This is a genomic window from Paenirhodobacter sp. CAU 1674 (assembly GCF_029222945.1).
Taxonomy (GTDB): Bacteria; Pseudomonadota; Alphaproteobacteria; order Rhodobacterales; family Rhodobacteraceae; genus Rhodobacter.
This window is the reverse complement of record NZ_JARHUH010000004.1, coordinates 261,724-276,076: the sequence shown is the minus strand read 5'-3', so window position 1 is coordinate 276,076 and position 14,353 is coordinate 261,724. Positions and strand designations below refer to the sequence as shown.

Genomic DNA, 14,353 nt, shown 5'->3' with positions numbered 1-14,353 from the left:
CAGATGGCAGCATACACTTACGAGACGCACGAATACGACGTCGTCGTGGTCGGTGCCGGCGGTGCGGGCCTGCGCGCAACGCTGGGCATGGCCGAACAGGGCCTGCGCACCGCTTGCGTGACCAAGGTTTTCCCGACCCGTTCGCATACCGTGGCGGCACAGGGCGGCATCGCCGCCTCGCTTGGCAACATGGGCCCCGACAGCTGGCAGTGGCACATGTATGACACCGTCAAGGGCTCGGACTGGCTGGGCGATACCGACGCGATGGAATATCTGGCGCGCGAGGCCCCGAAGGCGGTTTACGAGCTGGAACATTACGGCGTGCCCTTCTCGCGCACCGAGGAAGGCAAGATCTATCAGCGCCCGTTCGGCGGCCACACCACCGAATTCGGCGACGGCCCGCCGGTGCAGCGCACCTGTGCCGCCGCTGACCGGACCGGCCACGCGATCCTGCACACGCTTTATGGCCAGTCGCTCAAGCACAACGCGGAATTCTACATCGAATATTTCGCGATCGACCTGATCATGTCGGATGACGGCGTGTGTCAGGGCGTGGTCTGCTGGAAGCTCGACGACGGCACTTTCCACGTCTTCAATGCGAAGATGGTGGTGCTGGCGACGGGCGGCTATGGCCGTGCGTTCTTCTCGGCCACCTCGGCGCATACCTGCACCGGCGACGGCGGCGGCATGGTCGCGCGCGCGGGTCTGGCGTTGCAGGACATGGAATTCGTGCAGTTCCACCCGACTGGGATCTACGGCTCGGGCTGTCTGATCACCGAAGGCGCCCGCGGCGAAGGCGGTTACCTGACCAACAAGGAAGGCGAGCGCTTCATGGAGCGTTACGCGCCCCATTACAAAGACCTTGCCCCGCGGGACTATGTGTCGCGCTGCATGACGCTGGAAATCCGCGAAGGCCGCGGTGTGGGCGAACATGGCGACCACATCCACCTGAACCTCAGCCACCTGCCGAAAGAGGCCCTGGCCGAACGTCTGCCGGGGATTTCGGAATCGGCCCGGATCTTTGCCGGCGTCGACGTGACCAAGGAACCGATCCCGGTTCTGCCGACGGTGCACTACAACATGGGCGGCATTCCCACGAACTACTGGGGCGAAGTGCTCAACCCGACCGCCGAAAACCCGACCGCCGTCGTCCCGGGCCTGATGGCCGTGGGCGAGGCGGGCTGTGCCTCGGTGCATGGTGCGAACCGTCTGGGCTCCAACTCGCTGATCGACCTCGTGGTCTTTGGCCGTGCCGCCGCGATCCGCGCCGGTCAGGTCGTCGATCCCAAGGCCCGCAATGCCGAGCTGAACCAGGCCTCGGTCGACAAGGCCTTCGATCGCTTCGACGGGCTGCGCAATGCCAAGGGCGGCATCCCGACCGCGGAACTGCGTCTTGAGATGCAAAAGACGATGCAGTCCGACGCCGCCGTGTTCCGCACCGACAAGACGCTGAAGGAAGGCGTCGAGAAGATGACGGCGATCGCGGCCAAGCTGCCGGATCTGAAAGTCACCGACCGCTCGCTGATCTGGAACTCGGATCTGATGGAGACGCTGGAACTGACCAACCTGATGCCGAACGCGCTGGCGACCATCGTCGGTGCCGAGGCCCGCAAGGAAAGCCGCGGGGCGCATGCCCACGAGGATTACTCCACGCGCGACGATGAAAACTGGCGGGTCCATACCGTCAGCCACGTCGAGGGCAACAAGGTCACGCTGACCTACCGTCCGGTCATCACCGATCCGCTGACCACCGAGGCGGAAGGCGGCATCAGCCTGCAAACCATCGCGCCGAAAGCCCGGACGTTCTGATGCGGCACCGCGTTTCGCTTCTTGGCCTTTTGGGCGGCACCCTGACGCTCATGTCCTGCGCAGAGCAGGATATCCTGAGCTATCAGGGGCGCCTGCCGCAGACGGCACTGGAGTGCGACGCGGCCTATCAGGAGGCCCGCAGCCGCGGGTCGTATCAGCCCACGCCCACGACAAGCGCGGGCGTCTATGGTGCGGCCATCGGCAAGGGGCTTGCCACCGGCATGATCAAGTCGGCCTATCAGCAGTGTCTGGCCCGGGTTGCCGCCCAAAGACCGCAACCCGGCTATGGGGCGGCGCCAGTCACCCCGGTGGCCGCGCCGACCCCGGATTACCGCGCCGGTGTGGTGCCTTCGACCGCGCCCGTCTTGGGCTCGGCTGCGGGCTGCACGCGCTATTCACCGCCCCTCGTGGGTGGGGGAGGCTATTGTGTCCACCCGTGATCTGATCCGTCGTCTGTTGCCGCTGGCGGTTGCGGGGCTTGTCCTTGCGGCCTGTGGTCCGATGCCGGTCGATCGTGCCGAGGCGCAATGCGCGCAGATGCTTCGGCCCGTCTATGGCGAGGCGAAGATCGGCGTGAATCAGGATGGTGCGGTCTACGACCTCGACATGACGGTCCAGGCCACGACGATGATGAGCGGAGACCCCGCCGAGCGGTATAACCGCTGTGTGTATAACCGATCCGGCCAGTTCCCTACGCGGCCGTTTTATTCTCTAGCCAACTGAAAGGGATATCCCATGGTTCAGTTCAGCCTGCCCAAGAATTCCAAGATCCGCGTCGGCAAGACCTGGCCGAAGCCGGACGGCAAGAACATCCGCAAGTTCCAGATCTATCGCTGGGACCCGGACACCGGCGAGAACCCGCGGGTGGATACCTATTTCCTTGATATGGACAAGTGCGGCCCGATGGTTCTGGACGCGCTGATCAAGATCAAGAATGAAATCGACCCGACCCTGACCTTCCGCCGGTCCTGCCGCGAAGGGATCTGCGGGTCCTGCGCGATGAACATCGACGGGATCAACACGCTGGCCTGTATCTATGGCCTGGATGAGATCAAGGGCGACGTCAAAATCTACCCGCTGCCGCATATGCCGGTGGTGAAAGACCTGATCCCCGATCTGACCCATTTCTATGCCCAGCATGCCTCGATCATGCCGTGGCTGGAAACCAAGACGAACCGCCCCGCGAAAGAGTGGCGCCAGTCGATCGAGGACCGCAAGAAACTGGACGGTCTGTATGAATGCGTGATGTGCGCCAGCTGCTCGACCTCGTGCCCGAGCTATTGGTGGAACTCTGACCGCTACCTTGGCCCGGCGGCGCTGCTGCATGCCTATCGCTGGATCATCGACAGCCGCGACGAGGCCACCGGCGAGCGTCTGGACGCGCTGGAAGACCCGTTCAAACTGTATCGTTGCCACACGATTATGAACTGCGCCAAGACCTGCCCGAAGGGCCTGAACCCGGCCAAGGCGATTGCCGAAATCAAGAAACTGCAACTGAATCGCGTCGTCTGAACGCGGCAGGCAGCAAACAGATCGGCCCCGGGTTCACCCGGGGCCTTTTTCATGGGGATTTCGTGACGTTGCGTCCCGAATGCTGCGTTGCAGAAAAATCATGGCGCAATTGCGGCATCGTGACTTTAACTTTACCTTTTCGGCCCCTAAATGAGCCGCAGGGAGGAACTCGATAACAGGAGAGTTCCATGGTCAAAGTTCTTCAATTCCCGCAGAAGGCAGACCCGGCCAAAGCACTCGAAGAGTCGCTGGCCTATTACACGCCTCTGGCACCCGCCCCGCTGAAACCCGAAGCCGGGTCCAGCCTGTCGGCGCTTGAGCTGATGTATGCCTATTACAACGCCGCCTGATCCGCGGCTTTGAACGACGGCAAAGCCCCGGCACCGCACCGGGGCTTTTCTTTTGCGCGCAGCCGGGCAGGATGGGGCCAAAGGAGACATCATGCAGCCTGATCGCCCCGACCATTCCGCGCCGCCCGATGCCGACGCCCGCCGTGCGGTTCCGCCGGTGATCTGCTATCCGGTAGAGACCCTGCCCCAGCCCGATCTGGCCGCCTATCGCGCCGCCCGTGCGGGATGGCGCAAGACCGCCGAAACCCTGGTGCCTGCCCGTGATGCCGCCTGTTTCGCGGTTCCGGCTGGGCATTTCTTTCGCATCACCTCGGTCGAGGGGCCGCAGGTGGGCGATTTGAACCTGTGGTCGGCAGATCTGTCCGAACGGTTCTATTCCGGCAAGACCCGCGCGCTGCATGGCACGCATCTGAGCACGGGCGACAGGATGTGGTCATCCTTCCCGACGCTGCGCCCGATGGCGACGATCACCGAAGACACGCTCGACTGGTATGGGTTCGATGCCTTCGGGGGCGCGGTGCATGACGTGATCGGCACCCGCTGCGACCCCTACACCCATTGCCTGTTGTCGGATGGCGGCCAGTATCATCATTGCTGCCATTCGAACCTGACCCGTGCGCTGGCCGATGCCCGCGGTCTGAGCCTGCCTGCCGCCGAGGCGCTGGTGCATGATGTGCTCAATGTCTTCATGTGCACCGGCTTCACCCGGGACACCGGCCAGTATTTCATGAAGGCCAGCCCCGTGCGCCCGGGCGATTATCTGGAGTTCTTCGCCGAGATCGACCTGTTCGGGGCGCTGTCGGCCTGCCCGGGCGGGGATTGTTCGGCAGAGCACAGTTCCGACAGCGCGGCCTGCCATCCTTTGCTGGTCGAGGTCTTCGCCCCCGCGGCGCCGCCCGTGGGCTGGGTGCCGACCGGGGCGAATGGTTACGATCGTTCGCACGGGCGTTGACGGGGCAGGGCTCGCGCGCCGGATCACTCCGCAAGCGGCGGCTGCTCCAGCTCGGTTTCCAGAAACCGTTCGAACGCGTCCAGATCGACGGGTTCGAACTGCCCGAAGCCCTGAATCCAGACCGTCGCCGCGCGCAGCGCCTGCGGTTCGAGCTTGCACCATTTCACCCGGCCGCGCTTTTCCTGGGTAATCAGCTGCGCGTCGGCCAGGATGCTCAGATGCTTGGAAATCGCGGCCAGCGACATCGCGAAGGGCTCGGCCACATCGGTGACGGCCATGTCATCCTCCAGCAGCATCGTCAGGATCGCCCGCCGCGTGGGATCGGCCAGCGCGGCGAAAATGGCATCCAGCGGGGCGGTGGGGGCGTGGCTCATGCGTCTTTGATGCGGCAGGGGCGGGAAAACGTCAACCGATCGGTTGAATATGGCTTTTCGCCGCAAACCGCGCGCATGGCGCGCGGCGCGGCGCAAAATCTCGGGCGCTCATTTTGGAAATGCATATTATTCAATGTGTTACGCGGCGCTTAAGCTGGCGCTAACGGCGTTGACTCACATGCCCGTGACGTCTATCAAGCCCAAGAGTTATCGCGGGGACCGCCCATGACCGATCGCCCCTCTGACGAGCCTGATCCCGAACGCCTTGCGGCGCTGGAGCAGAAGCTCGCACAGGTGAAGAAGGTCCATGAGCCCAAGCCCCGCGTCGATGCCCAGGTGGATCAGGCCGGAATGGCGTGGCGCATGGTCATCGAAATGGTTTCGGGGCTGGGGATCGGCTTCGGCATCGGATACGGGCTGGATGCGCTTTTGGGCACGATGCCGCTGTTGATGGTGCTGTTCACGCTTCTCGGGCTGGCGGCAGGGGTGCGGGTTATGATGCGCACTGCGGCCGAGATGAACAAGGAACGGGCGACTGCTGCAGCGGTCGAAGAAGAGGGAAGATAAACGTGTCGGAAGCGTCTGGCGAAGGTCTCATGTTCCACCCGATGGACCAGTTCATCGTGAAACCGCTGTTCGGGGCGGGTCCGGTGCATTGGTACACCCCCACCAATGCGATGATGTGGATGATGGTGTCGGTTCTGGCGATCATCCTGCTTCTGGTGATCGGCACGCGCGGCCGGGCCGTGGTGCCCTCGCGCATCCAGTCGGTCGCCGAGCTGGCCTATGGCTTCATCCACAAGATGGTTGAAGACGTGGCGGGCAAGGATGGGCTGAAGTTCTTCCCCTATATCTTCACGCTGTTCCTGTTCATCGTGTTCTCGAACTTCCTCGGCCTGCTGCCGAAGGCGTTCACGCCCACGGCGCATATCGCGGTGACCGCGGTTCTGGCGATGCTGGTGTTCCTGACCGTGACCATCGTCGGTTTCGTCAAGAACGGCGCGGGCTTCCTGGGGCTGTTCTGGGTGTCGTCGGCGCCGCTGGCGCTGCGCCCGGTGCTGGCGCTGATCGAGGTCATCTCGTACTTCGTGCGTCCGGTCAGCCACTCCATTCGTCTTGCGGGCAACATGATGGCCGGCCACGCCGTTATCAAAGTGTTCGCCGCCTTCGCGCCGCTGATCCTGATGTCGGGCATCGGCATCGCGGTGACGCCGTTGTCGATCGTCGCAATCACTGCGATGTACGGGCTCGAAATCCTGGTGGCTTTCATCCAGGCCTACGTCTTTACGATCCTGACCTGCGTCTATCTGAAAGACGCGCTGCATCCGCACCACTAAGCGGTTCAGGACCTGTGAAATAACCAATTTAGCCAATTCCAACCTCAAGGAGTGACGAACATGGAAGGCGATATCGTTCAAATGGGTGCTTACATCGGCGCTGGCCTGGCCTGCATGGGCATGGGTGGGGCTGCTGTCGGTGTGGGCAACGTTGCCGGCAACTTCCTGTCGGGCGCGCTGCGCAACCCCTCGGCCGCTGCTGGCCAAACCGCTACGCTGTTCATCGGCATCGCGTTCGCCGAAGCTCTGGGGATCTTCTCGTTCCTCGTCGCGCTTCTGCTCATGTTCGCCGTCTGATCCCTTTTCGCATCCTTGCGGTCGGGTGGGCCCTCGGGGCCCATCCGGTTATCTGAAGGGTCCGTGACTTAGGGTCCAGGGGGACGACATGGCAACTGAACACGAAGCGGTCGAAATGGCGAATGACGCAGCGCATGGCGCGGTGGAAGCCGCAGGCCACGCCGCCGAATCCGCCGGTATGCCGCAGCTCGATTTCACCACGTTCGGAAACCAGATCTTCTGGCTTCTGGTGACGCTGGTGATCATCTATTGGGTGCTCTCGCGCATCGCCCTGCCGCGCATCGCCGCGGTTCTGGCCGATCGTCAGGGGACCATCGCCGGTGACATTGCCGCCGCCGAAGACTACAAGCTGAAGGCCAAGGACGCCGAGGCCGCCTATGAAAAGGCGCTCGCGGATGCCCGTGCCCAGGCGCAGAAAATCGTGGCCGAGGCCCGGGCCGAGATCCAGAAAGATCTCGACGCGGCGACGGCCCGTGCGGATGCCGAAATCGGTGCCCGTGCAAGCGAATCCGAAGCCCGGATCAGCGAAATCCGCGCCGGTGCGCTGGAGGCGGTGGAAACCGTCGCCAAGGACGCCGCTGCCGAAATCGTGGCCGCTCTGGGTGGCAAGGCCGATGCGGGGGCTCTGGCCTCGGCGGTTGGCGCACGGCTGAAAGGGTAAGATGATGAAGAAGCTTTCGTTCCTCCTCATTCTCGCCGCTCACCCCGCGCTGGCAGCATCGGGTCCGTTCTTCTCGCTGCGCAACACCGATTTCGTGGTGACGATCGCGTTCCTGCTGTTCGTGGCCGTGCTGCTGAAATTCAAGGTTCCCGGGATGCTGGGCGGTCTGCTGGACAAGCGCGCCGCGGGTATCCGGTCGGACTTGGAAGAAGCGCGCGAACTGCGTGAAGAAGCGCAGTCGATCCTGGCCAGCTACGAGCGCAAGGCGCGCGAAGTTCAGGCCCAGGCCGACGACATCGTCGTTGCGGCGAAACGTGACGCTCAGGCGGCGGCCGAACAGGCCAAGGCAGAGCTGCGCGACTCGATTGCGCGTCGTCTGAAGGCGGCCGAAGACAAGATCGCTTCGGCGGAAGCTTCGGCGCTGAAAGAGGTCAAGGACCGTGCCGTGACTGTGGCGATCGCTGCGGCCGGCGAGGTGCTGGCCAAGCAGATGACGGCGCAGGAAAAGGCCGGCATGATCGACGCGGCAATTGCCGAAGTCGAAACCCGCCTGCACTGATCGGTTGACAGATCTGAAAAACCCGGCCTCGCGCCGGGTTTTTTGCATTTCAGGGCTTATTTTTCGGCTTCGTGGCGCAGCCGCAGCCGGGCCAGTGCTTCGTGCCGCTCGGCCTTGCGCTGTTCGCTCAGCACCAGGTCAACATAATCCATATGCGCGGCCACGGCGGCCCGGGCTGCGGCCCCGTCGCGCGCCTGAATCGCGCTGTTGATCGCGCGGTGCTGTTCCAGCAGCGCGTCGCGTGTCGGGCGATTTCGGAACATGACCGAGCGGTTATAGAACACGCCCTCGGCCAGCAGGTCGAACATCGCCCGCATCATGTGCAGCATGATGATGTTGTGGCTGGCCTCGATGATGGCCATGTGAAACTGCGCGTCCAGTTCGGCCTCGTCGGTGGGGTTGCGTTTGCTGTGCGCGGCTTCCATGCGCTTGAACAGCGTATCGACCAGCGCCAGATCGGTGTCCGATCCCAACCGCGCGGCCCGTTCGGCGGCCAGCCCTTCCAGATCGCGCCGGAAGGACAGGTAATCGAAAACCGCCTGCTCGTTTTGGGCGAAAAGCTTGATCAGGGCCGGCGAAAACGCAGAGCCGAGCACATCGGCCACATAGATCCCGGCGCCCGCGCGTGTGGTCAGCAGCCCCGCCTCCTGCAACTCGGCCACGGCCTCGCGCAGGCTGGGGCGCGATACCGCCAGTCGTTCGGAGAGCTCTCGCTCCGATGGCAGACGCTCGCCGGGGCGCAGGATGCCCTGCAGGATCAGCCCTTCGATCTGACGCACCACGGCCGAGGCGAGTTTCTCGGATTCGATCTTCTGAAACGGCATTCTGTCTCCCCTTTGGTCAAGATGTATGACCACCTTCCGGGGGGGGGCAATGAAAATCGGCCATGAAAAAGCCGGGCCAAAAGGCCCGGCCTGCTGTTACGTCACGCGCCGTCTTACTGGTTCGGGCGAATGATGAATTCGACGCGGCGGTTCTGTGCCATGCCTTCGGCGGTCAGGTTCGAGGCGATCGGCTGATCCTCGCCACGGCCATAGGCCACCAGACGCGACCGCGGCACGCCCGCACCGATCAGCACATTGGCCACCGCATTGGCGCGGTTTTGCGACAGGCGTTGGTTATACGCCGCATCGCCCCGGTTGTCGGTGTGGCCGATCACTTCGATCGTGGTGTTGGGATAGCGGTTCAGGCTGCCCGCCAGAGTGTAAAGGTCACGCTGCAGGTCGGGACGGACCGCGGCGCTGTCGGTGGCGAACAGCACATCCTGCGGCATGGTCACGACCAGCTGCGAGCCGGTGTTGACGACCGACACGCCGTTCGTGTCCAGATCGCGACGCAGTTCCTGCGCCTGCTTGTCCAGCTGGCTGCCGATGGCGCCGCCGATCAGGCCGCCGACCGCCGCGCCCGCAAGCGTCTTGGTCAACCGCTCATCGCCGCCGGACGAGGCCCCCAGAATACCGCCCAGCATCGCCCCCGTCACTGCGCCCGTGGTGGCGCGGCTTTGCGTCGGTGCGGTGCCGTCGTCGTAATAGCTGCCGTTGTAGGTGTCGGTGGTGCAGGCGCCCAGGCCGATCAGCCCGGCCATACCCAGCGAAAGAAGAGGGATCCGTTTCATGTGTTCTGCCCTTGACTTACTGCCCCATGCGGAGCGTTCCGTCTTATTAAGACAGTTTTGCGGGAATTGTTCCATGCGATCTGCAGTGGCGGCGGGATTTCGCGCATCACTTTCGGGGGAGGGCGGCGTTACCCGGCCTCGGCCCGGGCGGCCTCGTGCGCCAGAATGGCGCGTTTGACCGGCAATCCCCAGTGGTATCCGCCCAGCCCCCCCGACTTGCGCAGGGCGCGATGGCAGGGGATCAGCAGGGAAATCGGGTTGCGCCCGACCGCGGTGCCCACTGCGCGGACGGCGGTCGGGTGGCCGATGGCGGCGGCAATTTCGGAGTAGGTTGTCACCTGACCCGAGGGGATCGCCAGCAGGGCCTCCCACACCTTGATCTGGAACGGCGCGCCGATCAGCGTCAGTGCCGCTTCGCCATGACCGCTCAGCGCGGCCATGACCCAGGGACGAATCGCTTCGGCATCCTCGATCATGCGCGCGCCGGGCCAGCGTGCGGCCAGATCGGCAAAGGCCGCGTCAAATCCGGTTTCCGCAGTGAAGGCCAGACCGCACAGCCCGCGCGGGGTGGCCACCGCCAGCACGGGCCCGAAGGGCGACTCGAACCGCCCCCAGCTCAGCACCATTCCCGCGGCCCCTTGCGCGAATTCCCCCGGTGTCATCGCTTCCCAGCGCAGGATCAGATCGTGCAGCCGCCCGCTGCCCGATAGGCCCGCAGCATCGGCCACCGCGTCAAGCGGCATCCGCCGGGCCAGCAATTCGCGCGCCAGCGACAGGCTCAGATATTGCTGATACCGCTTGGGGGAAACCCCCACCCATGCCGAGAATACCCGCTGGAAATGGGCTGTGCTCATGCCCAGCTGAGTGGCCAGATCGGGCAGGGACAGGCTCTGCCCTGCGTCTTGTGCGGCATCAATCACGCGCAAGGCACGGGCAATGACGCGGTAATGATACTGCGCCTCCAGGGCGGTTTCCGGCTCTCCCGGCGGGGGTTGGATCTGGCTCATGGCGCCTCCTTCAGCGTCACTCTAGGGCCGACTTCGGCCCCGCGCGACCCGAAAGCTGCGGGTTTTGCGCTCAGGCGGCAATCCTGCGCTGGCGCGCGGTCCGGGCGCGACGAAACATCGCCACCTCCCAGTGCTCCAGCCATCCGCGGGCGCCGCGTGCATGCGGCGAGCCCAGTCGCGAGGCGAGCACCGCGCGCACCCGGTCGGGCAGATGGGCCAGGAATGCGGGGTCGGCCTGGACCGAGCCGACCCACAGCCCGTCGGCCAGAATGACCTCGGGGGCGGGCAACAGCAGGCTGTAGAGGTTCTGGCGCCCCTCTGCCACCGCGGCCTCCGGCGCCAGATGCTGCGCCAGTGCGAACATTTCATGCTCGCCGAACCACAACTCCAGCTCGTGACCTGCCAATAGAACGCCCAGACCCGGAGAGGCCAGAACCGGACGTTCGGGCAATGCCGCGCCGAAGCTGTCAGCGGCCAGAAGGATCGGGCGACTGTCGGGCGGGGCGCGACGCGGAATAACCTGCCGGTCGAGCCACAGCAGCGGCTGATAGCCATTGTCGCGTGTCAGGATCCGGTCGCCCGGCCGCAGCCAGTCGATCGGCTGCGGGCCGTCGTCGGTGGCGATCATCGTGCCGGTGCCAAGGCCGGGCAGGGCCGCCACCTCCTCGGGCGAGGCGGGGCGTGCACCGCACCAGTCTGGCGCGCTTTCGGGATAGCGCAGGCCCGGGATCAGAAATTCGGACGGCAGATAAAGGCGCAGCACCCCGTCTATTTCGATCCGGTCAAGACGGATCGTGCCGCCCCCCGGTTTTTCGAGCAACAGCGGCAGATCGGCGGTCATCGTTCCTGTGACCACCGGCTCGCCCGCGGCATCCTGCACCACACAGCCCTGCGGGGCGTCGCGGATCCGCCAGAGCATACGCGCGGCGTCAAACCCGGGGTCGAGCACCCATGTGCCCACCTCCGTGGCCTTTTCGAGCGCGGTGATGGGATAGCCCGCTTGCCAATCCAACGCGATTCCCTCCTGCCGTATCCGGTTCCGGCAGTGTTGCGCACTGCGGCAAATGGCAGGTTAACGTCGCCAGAGAGTTGCGGCCAATTTTCTGAAAAATCCTGCCGAATTCCCGGGCCTGGCAGGGGCTGGGCCTTGCCCGCCAGCGCCTGTGCGGGCATAGGATGGCGGATGGCCAGACAGCTCGACTACCGCACGATGAAAGAGATTTTCCACCGTTTCCAGACGGTGGAGCCCGAACCCCGGGGGGAGTTGGAACATACCAACGCCTTCACCCTGCTGGTGGCGGTGGCGCTGTCGGCGCAGGCCACCGACGCGGGGGTGAACAAGGCCACACGCGGGCTTTTCGCCATTGCAGACACGCCGCAAAAGATGCTGGCGCTCGGGATCGAGGGGCTGACCGAACAGATCAAGACGATCGGCCTGTTCCGGCAGAAGGCGAAGAACGTGATCCGCCTGTCCGAAATCCTGGTCGAGCGGTTCGACGGCGAGGTGCCCAGTTCGCGCGCGGCGCTGACCTCGCTGCCCGGCGTCGGGCGCAAGACCGCCAATGTGGTGCTGAACATGTGGTTCGGCTTTCCCGCACAGGCGGTTGACACCCATATCTTCCGCATCGGCAACCGCACCGGCATCTGCCCGGGGCGCGATGTCGAGGCGGTCGAGCGCGCCATCGAAGACAATGTGCCCGTCGAATTCCAGCGCCACGCGCATCACTGGCTGATCCTGCATGGCCGCTACATCTGCACCGCGCGCAAACCGAAATGTGGGGTCTGCGTGATCCGCGACCTTTGCCCCTTCGAGGAGAAAACCCCGTGAAACAGTATCAGGTTGTCGGGATCGGCAACGCCATCGTCGACGTGCTGAGCCAGACCGACGACAGCTTCCTCGACCATATGGGCATCGAGAAGGGCATCATGCAGCTGATCGAGCGTGACCGCGCCGAGACGCTCTATGCCGCGATGAAGGAGCGCACGCAGGCGCCGGGCGGGTCGGTGGCCAACACGCTGGCGGGGCTGGGCAACATGGGGCTGTCCACCGCCTTCATCGGGCGGGTGCGCGACGATGCGCTGGGGCGGTTCTACATCGCCGCGATGCAGGCCGAGGGCACGGATTTCGTCAATCCGCCGGTCGAGGCGCGCGCCGAGCTGCCGACCTCGCGCTCGATGATCTTCGTCACCCCCGATGGCGAGCGGTCGATGAACACCTATCTGGGGATCGGCGCCGATCTGGGCACGATGGATGTGCCGCTGGAGGTGGCCGAGACTGCGCAGATCCTGTTCCTTGAAGGCTATCTCTTCGACAAGGATCACGGCAAGGCGGCCTTCCTCAAATCGGCACAGGCGACGCGGCGCGGCGGCGGTAAGGCGGGGATCGCTTTGAGCGATCCGTTCTGCGTGGACCGTCACCGCGATAGCTTCCGCCGGCTGGTGCGCGACGAGATGGATTATGTGATCGGCAACCAGCACGAGTGGGAATCGCTCTATCAGACCGGTCTGGACAACGCGTTGAAACAGGCCGCTGGCGAATGCCCGATGGTGGTCTGCACCCGTTCGGGCGACGATGTGGTGCTGATCCGGGGTGATGAACGGGTCGAGGTGCCGGTGCATCGCGTCGTGCCGGTCGATGCGACCGGCGCAGGCGATCAGTTCGCGGCGGGCTTCCTGTACGGCTATGCGACCGGGCAAAGCCTGAAGGTTGCGGGGGAGATGGGCTGCGTCGCGGCCGCCGAAGTCATCAGCCATTTCGGCGCCCGCCCGGAAACCGACGTCAAGGCACTGTTCCGCAACCACGGCCTGATCTGAACGGGCAAGGGGGCGCTGCCCCCGCCCGTGCCGGGCTCCCCCGGGATATTTGCACCAGAAAGAAGGACATGAAGCGCTTTCTTTCTGGCTGAAATATCCCGGGAGGTGAATTTGCCGAAGGCAAAGAGGGGGGCAGCGCCCCCCTGTGTCGTTTCAGGGCCCGGGCCTCAATTCCCGAGCTTGGCGTGAACCTCGGCCAGATCGACCTCGCCCGTGGGCATCTTGTTGTCCGGGTCGTCGAAGTCGTATTTGAACAGCTGGAAATCCTTCTTGTAGATTTCCCAGATCAGGTGGCGCGACAGGTCGTCGAAATAGTCGCTGACCTTGTGCGCGCGTTTCGGGCCGTGGCCTTCGGATTCGTTGAATTTCGGGATCTGGGCCAGATCCACCTGCACCGGCGTCTCTATCGCATCCAGAACCGATTGCATGCCTTCGTTGAACTTCTCGGTGAAGAAGATGTTGTCGTAGGTGCCGCCGTTGACGATGAAGGTCGAGATATGGCCGGACATCGCCGACCAGTGGATGTCGGGCTCCATCGGGCGGCGCCAGCGGATGGTGTCGCGCGCGAACAGCAGGAAGCGGCGGAAGGATTTGATCTGATCGAATTCGAACCCGTCCTCGGGGCTGCCCACCTCGATACCGTATTTCTGGATCAGCTGCGGCACCAGGCTGCCACGATAGCGTTTCCCGTTGCGCTGGATGCCGCAGATCTTGTCGAAGAACGAGCTGAGGATGCGGGCATAGGGGTTGCGCACGCAGGTGAAGGCATAGGATTTATGGGCCTTCACATTCGCTTCGATCAGTTTCTGGCTGTAGTCCTGCGACCACTTGTGCAGGCCCGAGGTGGAATCGTGGATGTCCCCGTCGAAGAAGCGGCCGTGATCGGAATAGAACATGATCTGCCCGATCGAGGAACAGGCACATTTCGGAACGACCCGATAAACGACGCTTTCGCTTTCGGTCATCCAGGTGCCGGGAAAACCCATGAATCAGCCTCCTTGTGTGCCCCGCATCCCCGGGGGATGGCAGAGCCTAATAATTCATCCTTAAAAATCAAAGAACCTCT

19 protein-coding genes are annotated in these 14,353 nt (G+C 64.1%); 13 read left to right on the top strand and 6 right to left on the bottom strand.

The window, feature by feature from the left end; all coding sequences use genetic code 11:
• Nucleotides 1–3 precede the first annotated feature (3 nt).
• The 6 genes from sdhA to P2G62_RS08010 all read left to right on the top strand — a co-directional run bounded on the left by sdhA (nucleotide 4) and on the right by P2G62_RS08010 (nucleotide 4,623).
• Nucleotides 4–1,809: a succinate dehydrogenase flavoprotein subunit gene (sdhA, locus tag P2G62_RS08035; protein ID WP_275734356.1), complete on the top strand. Its 1,806-nt coding sequence runs from the start codon at nucleotides 4–6 to the stop codon at nucleotides 1,807–1,809.
• Nucleotides 1,809–2,249 carry a hypothetical protein gene (locus P2G62_RS08030; protein WP_275734355.1) on the top strand — a complete coding sequence of 147 codons (441 nt, stop codon included), beginning with the start codon at nucleotides 1,809–1,811 and terminating at the stop codon, nucleotides 2,247–2,249. Before sdhA ends, P2G62_RS08030 begins: the two co-directional genes overlap by 1 nt.
• Nucleotides 2,236–2,532: a hypothetical protein gene (locus tag P2G62_RS08025; RefSeq protein ID WP_275734354.1), complete on the top strand. Its 297-nt coding sequence runs from the start codon at nucleotides 2,236–2,238 to the stop codon at nucleotides 2,530–2,532. The genes P2G62_RS08030 and P2G62_RS08025 overlap by 14 nt, the downstream gene beginning before the upstream one ends.
• Nucleotides 2,533–2,544: 12 nt before the next feature.
• Entirely contained in the window at nucleotides 2,545–3,321 is a 777-nt protein-coding gene (locus P2G62_RS08020; protein WP_275734353.1) for a succinate dehydrogenase iron-sulfur subunit, read from the top strand.
• A gap of 188 nt (nucleotides 3,322–3,509) precedes the next feature.
• Complete coding sequence (locus tag P2G62_RS08015) at nucleotides 3,510–3,671, top strand: hypothetical protein (protein ID WP_275734352.1); 162 nt, start codon at nucleotides 3,510–3,512, stop codon at nucleotides 3,669–3,671.
• Nucleotides 3,672–3,762: 91 nt separating this feature from the next.
• Nucleotides 3,763–4,623, top strand: coding sequence for a DUF1989 domain-containing protein (locus tag P2G62_RS08010; protein WP_275734351.1), 861 nt, complete (start codon nucleotides 3,763–3,765; stop codon nucleotides 4,621–4,623).
• A gap of 23 nt (nucleotides 4,624–4,646) precedes the next feature.
• Here P2G62_RS08010 and P2G62_RS08005 read toward each other — a convergent pair whose 3' ends face one another.
• Entirely contained in the window at nucleotides 4,647–4,997 is a 351-nt protein-coding gene (locus tag P2G62_RS08005; protein ID WP_275734350.1) for a metalloregulator ArsR/SmtB family transcription factor, read from the bottom strand.
• A gap of 225 nt (nucleotides 4,998–5,222) precedes the next feature.
• Here P2G62_RS08005 and P2G62_RS08000 point away from each other — a divergent pair, with 225 nt between their 5' ends.
• The 5 genes from P2G62_RS08000 to P2G62_RS07980 all read left to right on the top strand — a co-directional run bounded on the left by P2G62_RS08000 (nucleotide 5,223) and on the right by P2G62_RS07980 (nucleotide 7,851).
• Nucleotides 5,223–5,564: an AtpZ/AtpI family protein gene (locus tag P2G62_RS08000; RefSeq protein WP_275734349.1), complete on the top strand. Its 342-nt coding sequence runs from the start codon at nucleotides 5,223–5,225 to the stop codon at nucleotides 5,562–5,564.
• Between the two features lie 29 nt (nucleotides 5,565–5,593).
• Nucleotides 5,594–6,334, top strand: coding sequence for a F0F1 ATP synthase subunit A (locus P2G62_RS07995; RefSeq protein WP_275734397.1), 741 nt, complete (start codon nucleotides 5,594–5,596; stop codon nucleotides 6,332–6,334).
• 60 nt (nucleotides 6,335–6,394) lie between these two features.
• Nucleotides 6,395–6,631 (top strand): F0F1 ATP synthase subunit C, encoded by a 237-nt coding sequence (locus tag P2G62_RS07990; RefSeq protein ID WP_009157477.1) that lies wholly within the window; start codon nucleotides 6,395–6,397, stop codon nucleotides 6,629–6,631.
• Nucleotides 6,632–6,746: 115 nt separating this feature from the next.
• Nucleotides 6,747–7,292, top strand: a complete 546-nt coding sequence (locus P2G62_RS07985) for a F0F1 ATP synthase subunit B' (protein WP_275734396.1) — start codon at nucleotides 6,747–6,749, stop codon at nucleotides 7,290–7,292.
• Between the two features lie 4 nt (nucleotides 7,293–7,296).
• Nucleotides 7,297–7,851, top strand: coding sequence for a F0F1 ATP synthase subunit B (locus P2G62_RS07980; protein WP_275734348.1), 555 nt, complete (start codon nucleotides 7,297–7,299; stop codon nucleotides 7,849–7,851).
• Nucleotides 7,852–7,907: 56 nt separating this feature from the next.
• Here P2G62_RS07980 and P2G62_RS07975 read toward each other — a convergent pair whose 3' ends face one another.
• The 4 genes from P2G62_RS07975 to P2G62_RS07960 all read right to left on the bottom strand — a co-directional run bounded on the left by P2G62_RS07975 (nucleotide 7,908) and on the right by P2G62_RS07960 (nucleotide 11,485).
• Nucleotides 7,908–8,675 carry an FCD domain-containing protein gene (locus tag P2G62_RS07975; RefSeq protein ID WP_275734347.1) on the bottom strand — a complete coding sequence of 256 codons (768 nt, stop codon included), beginning with the start codon at nucleotides 8,673–8,675 and terminating at the stop codon, nucleotides 7,908–7,910.
• Between the two features lie 113 nt (nucleotides 8,676–8,788).
• The gene (locus P2G62_RS07970) at nucleotides 8,789–9,466 is read right to left on the bottom strand and encodes an OmpA family protein (protein WP_275734346.1); all 678 of its coding nucleotides are present in this window, start codon (nucleotides 9,464–9,466) and stop codon (nucleotides 8,789–8,791) included.
• A 128-nt stretch (nucleotides 9,467–9,594) separates the two neighbouring features.
• Nucleotides 9,595–10,473 (bottom strand): bifunctional helix-turn-helix domain-containing protein/methylated-DNA--[protein]-cysteine S-methyltransferase, encoded by an 879-nt coding sequence (locus tag P2G62_RS07965; RefSeq protein WP_275734345.1) that lies wholly within the window; start codon nucleotides 10,471–10,473, stop codon nucleotides 9,595–9,597.
• 70 nt (nucleotides 10,474–10,543) lie between these two features.
• On the bottom strand, nucleotides 10,544–11,485 hold the full coding sequence (locus tag P2G62_RS07960) for a Hint domain-containing protein (protein WP_275734344.1): 942 nt from the start codon (nucleotides 11,483–11,485) through the stop codon (nucleotides 10,544–10,546).
• A gap of 171 nt (nucleotides 11,486–11,656) precedes the next feature.
• On the opposite strand from P2G62_RS07960, the gene nth reads away from it, so the two are divergent.
• On the top strand, nucleotides 11,657–12,301 hold the full coding sequence (gene nth / locus P2G62_RS07955; protein ID WP_275734343.1) for an endonuclease III: 645 nt from the start codon (nucleotides 11,657–11,659) through the stop codon (nucleotides 12,299–12,301).
• Nucleotides 12,298–13,287 (top strand): adenosine kinase, encoded by a 990-nt coding sequence (locus P2G62_RS07950; RefSeq protein ID WP_275734342.1) that lies wholly within the window; start codon nucleotides 12,298–12,300, stop codon nucleotides 13,285–13,287. Before nth ends, P2G62_RS07950 begins: the two co-directional genes overlap by 4 nt.
• Before the next feature lie 167 nt (nucleotides 13,288–13,454).
• Here the strand turns inward: P2G62_RS07950 and P2G62_RS07945 are convergent, their stop codons facing one another.
• Entirely contained in the window at nucleotides 13,455–14,273 is an 819-nt protein-coding gene (locus P2G62_RS07945) for a sulfotransferase family protein (RefSeq protein ID WP_275734341.1), read from the bottom strand.
• Nucleotides 14,274–14,353 lie beyond the last annotated feature (80 nt).

Excerpts from the sequence above, each read along its gene's own strand:
- sdhA (WP_275734356.1), top strand. The coding sequence starts at position 4 with ATGGCAGCATACACTTACGAGACGCACGAATACGACGTCGTCGTGGTC.
- P2G62_RS08030 (WP_275734355.1), top strand. The coding sequence starts at position 1,809 with ATGCGGCACCGCGTTTCGCTTCTTGGCCTTTTGGGCGGCACCCTGACG.
- P2G62_RS08020 (WP_275734353.1), top strand. The coding sequence starts at position 2,545 with ATGGTTCAGTTCAGCCTGCCCAAGAATTCCAAGATCCGCGTCGGCAAG.
- P2G62_RS08015 (WP_275734352.1), top strand. The coding sequence starts at position 3,510 with ATGGTCAAAGTTCTTCAATTCCCGCAGAAGGCAGACCCGGCCAAAGCA.
- P2G62_RS08010 (WP_275734351.1), top strand. The coding sequence starts at position 3,763 with ATGCAGCCTGATCGCCCCGACCATTCCGCGCCGCCCGATGCCGACGCC.
- P2G62_RS08005 (WP_275734350.1), bottom strand. The coding sequence starts at position 4,997 with ATGAGCCACGCCCCCACCGCCCCGCTGGATGCCATTTTCGCCGCGCTG.
- P2G62_RS08000 (WP_275734349.1), top strand. The coding sequence starts at position 5,223 with ATGACCGATCGCCCCTCTGACGAGCCTGATCCCGAACGCCTTGCGGCG.
- P2G62_RS07995 (WP_275734397.1), top strand. The coding sequence starts at position 5,594 with ATGTTCCACCCGATGGACCAGTTCATCGTGAAACCGCTGTTCGGGGCG.
- P2G62_RS07990 (WP_009157477.1), top strand. The coding sequence starts at position 6,395 with ATGGAAGGCGATATCGTTCAAATGGGTGCTTACATCGGCGCTGGCCTG.
- P2G62_RS07985 (WP_275734396.1), top strand. The coding sequence starts at position 6,747 with ATGGCGAATGACGCAGCGCATGGCGCGGTGGAAGCCGCAGGCCACGCC.
- P2G62_RS07980 (WP_275734348.1), top strand. The coding sequence starts at position 7,297 with ATGAAGAAGCTTTCGTTCCTCCTCATTCTCGCCGCTCACCCCGCGCTG.
- P2G62_RS07975 (WP_275734347.1), bottom strand. The coding sequence starts at position 8,675 with ATGCCGTTTCAGAAGATCGAATCCGAGAAACTCGCCTCGGCCGTGGTG.
- P2G62_RS07970 (WP_275734346.1), bottom strand. The coding sequence starts at position 9,466 with ATGAAACGGATCCCTCTTCTTTCGCTGGGTATGGCCGGGCTGATCGGC.
- P2G62_RS07965 (WP_275734345.1), bottom strand. The coding sequence starts at position 10,473 with ATGAGCCAGATCCAACCCCCGCCGGGAGAGCCGGAAACCGCCCTGGAG.
- nth (WP_275734343.1), top strand. The coding sequence starts at position 11,657 with ATGGCCAGACAGCTCGACTACCGCACGATGAAAGAGATTTTCCACCGT.
- P2G62_RS07945 (WP_275734341.1), bottom strand. The coding sequence starts at position 14,273 with ATGGGTTTTCCCGGCACCTGGATGACCGAAAGCGAAAGCGTCGTTTAT.